The sequence below is a fragment of the Exiguobacterium sp. SL-10 genome (genome assembly GCF_004337025.1).
Lineage (GTDB): Bacteria > Bacillota > Bacilli > Exiguobacteriales > Exiguobacteriaceae > Exiguobacterium.
Window position 1 is genome coordinate 307,608 of sequence record NZ_SJUP01000002.1, and the last position, 8,220, is coordinate 315,827.

Annotated in this window: 9 protein-coding genes, 10 tRNA genes and 1 rRNA gene; 19 read left to right on the top strand and 1 reads right to left on the bottom strand. The window is 51.0% G+C overall.

Going from position 1 to position 8,220, the window contains the following annotated elements; all coding sequences use genetic code 11:
- Positions 1 to 2: 2 nt before the first annotated feature.
- Entirely contained in the window at positions 3 to 728 is a 726-nt protein-coding gene (locus tag EVJ33_RS04470; RefSeq protein WP_131434810.1) for a rhomboid family intramembrane serine protease, read from the bottom strand.
- Positions 729 to 791: 63 nt separating this feature from the next.
- Between EVJ33_RS04470 and acpS the strand changes: the two genes are divergently transcribed.
- From acpS to EVJ33_RS04565, 19 genes are all read left to right on the top strand, one after another.
- Positions 792 to 1,169, top strand: coding sequence for a holo-ACP synthase (gene acpS, locus EVJ33_RS04475; protein ID WP_131434812.1), 378 nt, complete (start codon positions 792 to 794; stop codon positions 1,167 to 1,169).
- Positions 1,147 to 2,223: an alanine racemase gene (gene alr / locus EVJ33_RS04480; protein ID WP_131434814.1), complete on the top strand. Its 1,077-nt coding sequence runs from the start codon at positions 1,147 to 1,149 to the stop codon at positions 2,221 to 2,223. Before acpS ends, alr begins: the two co-directional genes overlap by 23 nt.
- 129 nt (positions 2,224 to 2,352) lie before the next feature.
- Positions 2,353 to 2,631 carry a hypothetical protein gene (locus EVJ33_RS04485; RefSeq protein ID WP_114164815.1) on the top strand — a complete coding sequence of 93 codons (279 nt, stop codon included), beginning with the start codon at positions 2,353 to 2,355 and terminating at the stop codon, positions 2,629 to 2,631.
- Positions 2,632 to 2,636: 5 nt separating this feature from the next.
- On the top strand, positions 2,637 to 2,987 hold the full coding sequence (locus tag EVJ33_RS04490) for a type II toxin-antitoxin system PemK/MazF family toxin (protein WP_029596222.1): 351 nt from the start codon (positions 2,637 to 2,639) through the stop codon (positions 2,985 to 2,987).
- 139 nt (positions 2,988 to 3,126) lie between these two features.
- On the top strand, positions 3,127 to 3,453 hold the full coding sequence (locus EVJ33_RS04495; protein WP_021068183.1) for an STAS domain-containing protein: 327 nt from the start codon (positions 3,127 to 3,129) through the stop codon (positions 3,451 to 3,453).
- Positions 3,450 to 3,926 (top strand): anti-sigma B factor RsbW, encoded by a 477-nt coding sequence (gene rsbW, locus EVJ33_RS04500; RefSeq protein WP_131434816.1) that lies wholly within the window; start codon positions 3,450 to 3,452, stop codon positions 3,924 to 3,926. The genes EVJ33_RS04495 and rsbW overlap by 4 nt, the downstream gene beginning before the upstream one ends.
- Entirely contained in the window at positions 3,892 to 4,692 is an 801-nt protein-coding gene (sigB, locus tag EVJ33_RS04505) for an RNA polymerase sigma factor SigB (protein WP_021068185.1), read from the top strand. Before rsbW ends, sigB begins: the two co-directional genes overlap by 35 nt.
- Positions 4,693 to 4,758: 66 nt before the next feature.
- Positions 4,759 to 6,894: a Tex family protein gene (locus tag EVJ33_RS04510; protein ID WP_483297300.1), complete on the top strand. Its 2,136-nt coding sequence runs from the start codon at positions 4,759 to 4,761 to the stop codon at positions 6,892 to 6,894.
- A gap of 208 nt (positions 6,895 to 7,102) precedes the next feature.
- Positions 7,103 to 7,177, top strand: a tRNA-Asn gene (locus EVJ33_RS04515).
- Between the two features lie 9 nt (positions 7,178 to 7,186).
- Positions 7,187 to 7,278, top strand: a tRNA-Ser gene (locus EVJ33_RS04520).
- Positions 7,279 to 7,305: 27 nt separating this feature from the next.
- Positions 7,306 to 7,380, top strand: a tRNA-Glu gene (locus tag EVJ33_RS04525).
- A gap of 6 nt (positions 7,381 to 7,386) precedes the next feature.
- A tRNA-Val gene (locus tag EVJ33_RS04530) sits at positions 7,387 to 7,462 on the top strand.
- A gap of 23 nt (positions 7,463 to 7,485) precedes the next feature.
- Positions 7,486 to 7,561, top strand: a tRNA-Asp gene (locus EVJ33_RS04535).
- Positions 7,562 to 7,568: 7 nt separating this feature from the next.
- Positions 7,569 to 7,640 (top strand) — tRNA-Gln (locus tag EVJ33_RS04540).
- A 10-nt stretch (positions 7,641 to 7,650) separates the two neighbouring features.
- Positions 7,651 to 7,726, top strand: a tRNA-Lys gene (locus EVJ33_RS04545).
- Between the two features lie 31 nt (positions 7,727 to 7,757).
- Positions 7,758 to 7,845, top strand: a tRNA-Leu gene (locus EVJ33_RS04550).
- 4 nt (positions 7,846 to 7,849) lie between these two features.
- Positions 7,850 to 7,926, top strand: a tRNA-Arg gene (locus tag EVJ33_RS04555).
- 10 nt (positions 7,927 to 7,936) lie between these two features.
- Positions 7,937 to 8,013: transfer RNA gene (locus EVJ33_RS04560), tRNA-Ile, on the top strand.
- 101 nt (positions 8,014 to 8,114) lie between these two features.
- Positions 8,115 to 8,220: ribosomal RNA gene (locus EVJ33_RS04565) — 16S ribosomal RNA — on the top strand; the annotation flags it as partial.

The window sequence follows — 8,220 nt, forward strand, 5'->3', positions numbered from 1 at the left end:
TCTCATAGGAAGCGGGCGAACAGACCGAACACGGCCAGTCCGACGATGACGTAGAAAATCCATTTGCCTTCACCTGTATGGATGATTGGCGGCGAATACTTACGTGGCTTGTACTTCCCGTAACGGAGCGGGCGCGAATAGGGCACCGCGAACCGGGAGAGTGGGATCGCGAGCACAAATCCGGCCAGGAAGCCGTACACATGTCCCCACAGCGATACGTTCGCCCCGATGAGCGTGAACACGGCGCTGATGGCGACGAAGATATAGACGAGTCGAGCATCTTGGCTATAGATGAGCGTTCGGCGGAACCGACCGATGTACACGTAGAAGCCAAGAATCGCTAAAATCGCACCGGACGCACCGGCTTGCAGATAAAACAGTTCACTCACTGTGAAGAACGTGAGCAGGTTGGCAAGCACACCGGCCACGATATAAAACACGGCGAATTTGATGTGACCGACCATGCGTTCCAGCGCAGGTCCGAAGATGATCAAAGCGAACGAGTTGAACAGCAAATGACCGAGGCCTAAGTGGATGAAGTTGGCCGTCAAGAGACGGTACCACTCCCCTTGGGCAAGCGCGAGATGGAATGACCCGCCGAGTGCGACGATTCGGAGGCCAGGGACCAAAGAATCGATGACAAACACGAGCAGTTGGATTACAATGAACAGCGTTACGAGCGGATACGCTCGGACGAACGTTTGAACATTCTCAGTACGACTAAACATAGCATCACCTCTTTCTTTAATTGTATAAGGAAATGAGTGAAAAAGGAAAGGAGCGAGTGTCCTGTGATTGTGGGAATCGGAATCGATATTGTCGAGCTCGTGCGGGTTGCCCGCTCAATCAAAAATGAGCGTTTCGTCACGCGTCTGTTGACCGAAGCCGAACGGGCGCTCGCGGACGCATACCCGGAACAGCGCCGCGTCGAATTCATCGCCGGACGATTCGCGGCGAAAGAAGCGTACGCCAAAGCGGTCGGGACCGGTATTGCCCGTGGCCTGTCGTGGCAACAAATCGAAATCTTACCGGATGAGACCGGGCGACCGCATATGACGGCGCCGTTCTCAGGCCGAATTCATATAAGTATCAGCCATAGCGAGCAATACGCCGTGGCACAAGTCATCATTGAAGAGGAGGATCACGATGTTTCGTCCAAGTTGGATTGAAATTGATCGGGCGGCGATCAAGCATAACGTAATCGAAATCAAAAAACGGATCCCGCAAGCGCTCATGGCCGTCGTCAAAGCCAACGCTTACGGACATGGCGCTGTCGAAGTGGCGAAGATCGCGCTCGAGAACGGAGCGACGATGCTTGGTGTGGCTTTGCTCGAGGAAGCCATCGAGCTCCGAGAGGCCGGGATTAAAGCGCCGATTCTCGTCATGGAAGCCCAGTTCCCAGAATATGCGGGCGTCGCAGCCGAGCACGATGTGACATTGTCTGTCTTTTCGGCCGACTGGTTACGTGAGGCGCGCACGCATCTATCTGACCGTCCGCTCACCGTTCATGTGAAAGTCGACACCGGGATGGGACGCCTCGGTCTGCGGACCCGCGCTGAACTTGATGCGCTTCTAGAAGCGGCCGATGACCGCTTCGTCGTGGAAGGCATCTATACTCATTTCGCGACGGCGGATGAGCCGGACAGCCAGCTGTATTATGAGCAACAGGAGCGGTTCCGTCAGTTGATGGACGGACTCCACTCACGTTTCCGCTACATCCATACGTCAAACTCGGCCGGGGCGATCCGTATGGCCGGGGAAGATGTGCCGTATAACTTGGTACGGGTCGGAATTGCGATCTATGGTCTCTACCCGTCTGCTGAGATGGCTTCTTTCTATACATTCCTTCGTCCTGCCTTCACCTTGAAGAGCAAGCTCATGCAGGTGAAGCAACTCGAAGCCGGACAGACGATCAGTTACGGGGCGACGTATACGACGACTGAAGATGAGTGGATCGGTACCGTGCCGGTCGGATATGCCGACGGCTGGATTCGTAAAGCGAGCGGCTTCGAAGTCGACGTCAATGGAGAGCGCTGTCCAATCGTCGGTCGTGTCTGTATGGATCGCTTCATGGTAAGGCTTCCTAACGAGCTGCCGGTCGGGACGACCGTCACGCTCATCGGCGGACCGGTCGCGATTGACGAACTGGCCACGCAACTCGAGACGATCAATTATGAAGTCGTCTGTCAATTGACGAGCCGTCTTCCACGACGTTATGTGTAAAGCGGAAACCGTGTGAAATTATCTGAATTCTTTTAGGAATTCTCTATATTTTCCCAAACTCGCGTGTTATATTGGTAAAGAACGCGGGAAGATTTCCGCCAGTCATTGAAACGATTCTGGAGGTGTAAGATGTTGAAACAGCGAACTGCGGGTGCTTTAGCGTCCGTTCCAGATCGGTTCTCGCAGCATGTGGGTCCGATTTCGATGAAAGACCGTGAATCATTGTCATTGAACGATGTAGTGACGTACTTGTCCAAAGAAATTGCTGATCGACAACAAACACTGCGCGAAGAATTGGCGAAAGGCTATCAAGAGATGGCCGCGTTTAATTTGAATATGGCAGAAGAGATGCTGATGATTGAGACGGAAGCCGAACATGCTCTCTTACGTCAAGTAAGCGGGGTGTGAGCGGAGTGATCGTAAAGCGTGGTGACGTGTTTTATGCGAATCTGTCGCCCGTAGTCGGTTCAGAGCAAGGTGGAGTTCGTCCGGTTCTCGTCATTCAAAACGATATCGGCAATCGCTTTAGCCCGACCGTCATTGTCGCTGCGATTACGGCTCAGATCCAAAAAGCAAAACTGCCGACTCATGTAGAGGTATATCAAGTCAAACATGGTCTCGAACGAGATTCCGTGATTTTGCTTGAACAGATTCGAACGATTGATAAGCGTCGTCTGACGGATAAAGTCACTCATCTCGATGATGAGACGATGCACAAAGTTGACCGAGCGCTAGAGATTAGTCTGGGATTAATCCCTCTCTAGCTTACATATAAAGAAACCGATACATGGGTATCGGTTTTTTTTCAAAAAAATCTTTAAAATTAGTTTAGAATTCTGTGAAACGGGAATTTAGTTTAATCGTACTCAGTTTTTCTGTACGCACATTAGGAGGGAATATACGATGGATTTAGCGATTCGCGAGCAAGTCATTGGAGAACAATTACACCTTTACGTATCCGGAGAAGTGGATACATATACCGCACCAAAATTGAAGGAAGTCTTGCATCCGGCCATTACGGAACAAGATGTTACCGTTCATTTGGATGAAGTGGATTATATGGATTCAACTGGTCTCGGCGTATTTGTCGGTGCCCTTAAAATAGCTAAACGTAATGAGAAAGAGTTGTCGCTCGTCGGCGTGACCGACCGCGTCAATCGTCTCTTTGAATTGACAGGACTGCACAAGTTGCTTTCAATCAATACAAACGTAAGAGGTGGCACGCAATGAGTAACATCGAACAGACGGTGATGACGTTCCCGGCCAAACCGGAGTATGTCGGTGTGGTCCGTTTAGTCGTCTCAGGAATCGCTAACCGTATGGGATACACGTACGACGAGATCGAAGATATTAAAATCGCGGTCTCGGAAGCCTGTGGCAATGCTGTTCAACATGCTTATGAAGACCAAGAAGGTGAAGTGAAACTCACGTGCGGCGTCCATGACGATCGTCTCGAAATGACAATCGAGGACTCTGGCAAAACGTTTGCCGACGACGTGAAACGCCAAGCGGCGCCAGTCGAAGAGACGGCTGAAATCGAATCGCTTCACGAAGGGGGACTCGGTCTTTTCCTCATTGAAGCCTTAATGGATGACGTCTCGATCAACAAGGACAATGGTGTCAAGGTGACGATGACGAAACTCCTTAATAGGGACGAGGTGGATCAGAGTGCCAGCAAAATCTCAACAACGCCATCACAGTGATGATGAAGTATTAGAGTGGATTGAGCGTTATCAACAGGACGATCAAAATGAAGAAGTCCAGATGCTCCTCATTAACCGATACTCGGACCTCGTTGAGGCACTTGCACGAAAGTTTTCACGCGGCCGTGCCATCCATGACGACCTCGTTCAAGTCGGTATGATCGGACTTCTCGCTGCCCTTCGTCGTTTCGACCCTGAGTTTGGACGCAGTTTCGAGTCATTTGCCGTTCCGACGATCATCGGTGAAATCAAGCGTTTCATCCGTGACAAGACGTGGAGCGTCCACGTTCCACGCCGGATTAAAGAGCTTGGACCGAAAATCAAGAAGACGGTCGAAGAATTGACGACCGAACTGCAACGTTCGCCACGCATCGATGAGATCGCGGATCACCTCGGCGTTTCTGACGAAGAGATTCTCGAGACGCTCGAGATGGGTAAGAGTTATCAAGCCCTCTCTGTCGATAGTTCAATCGAAGCGGACAACGAAGGTTCGACCGTCACACTTCTCGACCTCGTCGGGAGCCAAGAACGTGGCTACGAGTCGGTCGACCAGCGCCTCATTCTTGAAAAAGCGTTCAGTGTGCTGAATGAACGAGAACAGGCAATCTTAGAATGTGCTTATTATAAAAACATGAGCCAAAAAGAGACGGGTGAACTCCTCGGAATTTCACAGATGCACGTATCGCGCTTGCAACGACGTGCACTCGAGAAATTGCGTGAAGCCATCAAAGTCCCGCTCAATGAAGTATTCTCGAACGATGACTAAACGGTCATCGTTTTTTTGTCGTCCGCGCGTGAGTTTGCTACACTTCTAGAGAGAAGAGAAAAGGAAGTGATTCGATTGATTACGAAAGTTGCTAAAGAGTTGAAGTTGAAGACGAATCAAGTTGAGACGGTGCAACAGCTCGCCGCAGACGGAGCGACGATTCCGTTTATGGCCCGGTATCGTAAAGAAATGACCGGTAATCTCGATGAAGTGGAGATCAAAGCGATTCTCGACGCCTTACAATATGAAGAGAGTTTGCAGAAGCGTAAGTCGGATGTCCTCGCCAAACTCGAAGAGCTCGAGAAAGCGACACCGGAATTAGCGCGGGCGCTAGAAGCGGCGACGACCCTGCAACAAGTCGATGACATTTACCTTCCTTATCGTCCGAAGCGACGTACGAAAGCTGAACAAGGACGGGAAAAAGGGTTGCAAGCCCTCGCCGACTGGTATCGTCAACCGACACCCTATTCACTGAAAGAAGCGGAGTCGTTCGCGGGTGACCTTTCGCTAGAAGAAGCACTTCCGTTCGTGCAATCGATCATCGGTGAGGAGTGGGGCGAAGTGGCGACACTTCGACAATCACTTCGAACGCGAGTCCGAAAAGAGGCGCTCCTTCGTTCACAGAAGAAGAAACAGGCAGAAGACGAGAAAGAAGTGTTCGCCCAGTATTATGAATATGAAGAAAAAATCGCGGGAATTGTTCCGCACCGCATCCTCGCATTGAATCGAGGAGAGCGCACGGATGTGTTGCAAGTGAAGGTCGTCTTCGACGAAGCGGGCTTCATGCGCCAAGCGCTCGCCAAGTTTGACCGTTTGCCGACGGAAAAACGTGAACTCGTCACGCTCGCCGTGAAGGACGCGTTCAAGAAGTCAGTATTCCCGGCCATCGAACGCGAGATTCGTAGCGAGTTGACCGAGACGGCCGAAGAACAGGCAATCGATGTGTTCTCGAAAAACTTGAAGCAGCTCTACATGCAGCCACCGCTTCGCGAAGTCGTCGTCCTCGGGATTGACCCGGCTTACCGTACAGGATGTAAATGGGCGGTCGTCAATGAGATTGGAAAAGTCGAAGAGGTCGGTGTCTTCTATCCGACCGCACCGAAACACGATGTTGCCGGTTCGGAGAAAGTGTTGTCATCGCTCGTGAAACGTTATCCGGTTTCAGTCATTGTCATCGGAAACGGGACCGCTTCACGTGAGACGGAGCAGTTCGTCTCGAACTGGCTGAAGAAAGCTGAACGCGAGATTGCCTACGCTATCGTCAACGAGGCGGGGGCGAGTGTCTACTCGGCGTCAGAGATCGCCCGGTCTGAATTCCCGGAATTGAAAGTGGAGGAACGTTCGGCTGTCTCGATCGCGCGACGCATTCAAGATGCGATGGCTGAACTTGTTAAAGTCGACCCGCAGTCTGTCGGGGTCGGACAGTATCAGCACGATGTCAGTCAGAACAAGCTGAAAGGATCGCTCGAGTTTGTCGTCGAAAGTGTCGTCAACATGGTTGGGGTCGATGTGAACCGGGCTTCCGAATCACTGTTGACATACGTATCCGGGTTGAATAAGACGACGGCTAAAAACATTGTCGCGTATCGGGATGAGTTCGGGCGCTTTGATACACGAAAAGAGATCAAGAAAGTACCGCGTCTTGGAGCCAAGGCGTATGAGCAAGCGGCCGGCTTTTTACGAATCACAAACGGGAGTGATGTACTCGACCAAACCGAGATTCATCCGGAGAGCTATAAGTTGACGCTCTCTCTATTGAAGGAACTCGGTGTTTCGAAGCAAGCGGTCGGTACAGCTGAACTGCGAGATCGATTGAAGACGGTCGACGCCAAAGCGCTGAGCGAGAAAATGGACGCCGGATTGCCGACAGTCGAAGATATCTTGAAGTCGCTCGCAAAACCAGGACGTGATCCGCGCGAAGATATTCAAAAGCCGTTACTTCGGACAGACGTCATGAACTTAGAAGACCTTCAAGTCGGTATGGAGTTCCAAGGGACGGTACGGAACGTCATCGACTTCGGGGCGTTCATCGATATCGGAGTGAAGCAAGATGGGCTCGTCCATATTTCGAAGTTGTCGAATCGCTACGTCAAACATCCGCTCGATGTCGTCGCGGTCGGCGATATTGTCACCGTATGGATCGAACAAGTCGATGCCAATCGTGGCAGAATCAGTCTCACGATGCTTGAACCACGCGCTTAAATAAGAAGAAACTAGCATCGAGCAAAATGTTTTTCATTTTGCTCGATTTTTTTATGAAAAAGTGTTGACGGTCTTTTCTACCCGTGCTATCTTATAGAAGTCGCCGAGAGACGGCATGGAATATTAAAGCTTTTCTAAAAAAGTGATTGACAGGTTTCTGGTTTGCGGTTACAATTTAAATCGTTACTTCGATAAATTCAAGCAACGTTCCGCAATAGCTCAGTGGTAGAGCAACCGGCTGTTAACCGGTAGGTCGTAGGTTCAAATCCTACTTGCGGAGCCATTTTATTTTGGAGACGTACCCAAGAGGCTATAAGGGGCTCCCCTGCTAAGGGAGTAGGCTGGGAAACCGGTGCGAGGGTTCGAATCCCTCCGTCTCCGCCACTTAATTTTTAGAAAACACATACATCTGGCCCGTTGGTCAAGCGGTTAAGACACCGCCCTTTCACGGCGGTAACACGGGTTCGAATCCCGTACGGGTCACCATCATATGGAGGATTAGCTCAGCTGGGAGAGCACCTGCCTTACAAGCAGGGGGTCGGCGGTTCGATCCCGTCATCCTCCACCATTTCAAATTTAAGCACGTATAACGGTCTTGTGGTGTAGGGGTTAACATGCCTGCCTGTCACGCAGGAGATCGCGGGTTCAAATCCCGTCAAGACCGCCATTTACGTTGGGCCGTAGCCAAGTGGTAAGGCATCGGATTTTGATTCCGACATGCGAAGGTTCGATCCCTTCCGGCCCAGCTTATAATTTGAGTCATTAGCTCAGTTGGTAGAGCATCTGACTTTTAATCAGAGGGTCGCAGGTTCGAGCCCTGCATGACTCACCATTTTTATTCCCTCGTAACACCTTAATACGCTGCGGTCGTGGCGGAATCGGTAGACGCGCTAGGTTGAGGGCCTAGTGGTGGTTAACACCGTGGAGGTTCAAGTCCTCTCGACCGCACCAATATGCACCCTTAGCTCAGCTGGATAGAGCGTTAGACTACGAATCTAAAGGCCGGGAGTTCGAATCTCTCAGGGTGCACCATTTTCATTATGGGCCTATAGCTCAGCCGGTTAGAGCGCACGCCTGATAAGCGTGAGGTCGGTGGTTCGAGTCCACTTAGGCCCACCATTTAAACTGACGAACTTTGAAAACTGAACGATGAGGCAAAAAAGTTTTACAATTTTTGAATGAAGCGCAAGCTTCGTCATTTTTAAAGAGCTATATCAAATTCTTTGGAGAGTTTGATCCTGGCTCAGGACGAACGCTGGCGGCGTGCCTAATACATGCAAGTCGAGCGCAGGAAATCATCTGAACCCTTCGGGGGGACGTTGATGG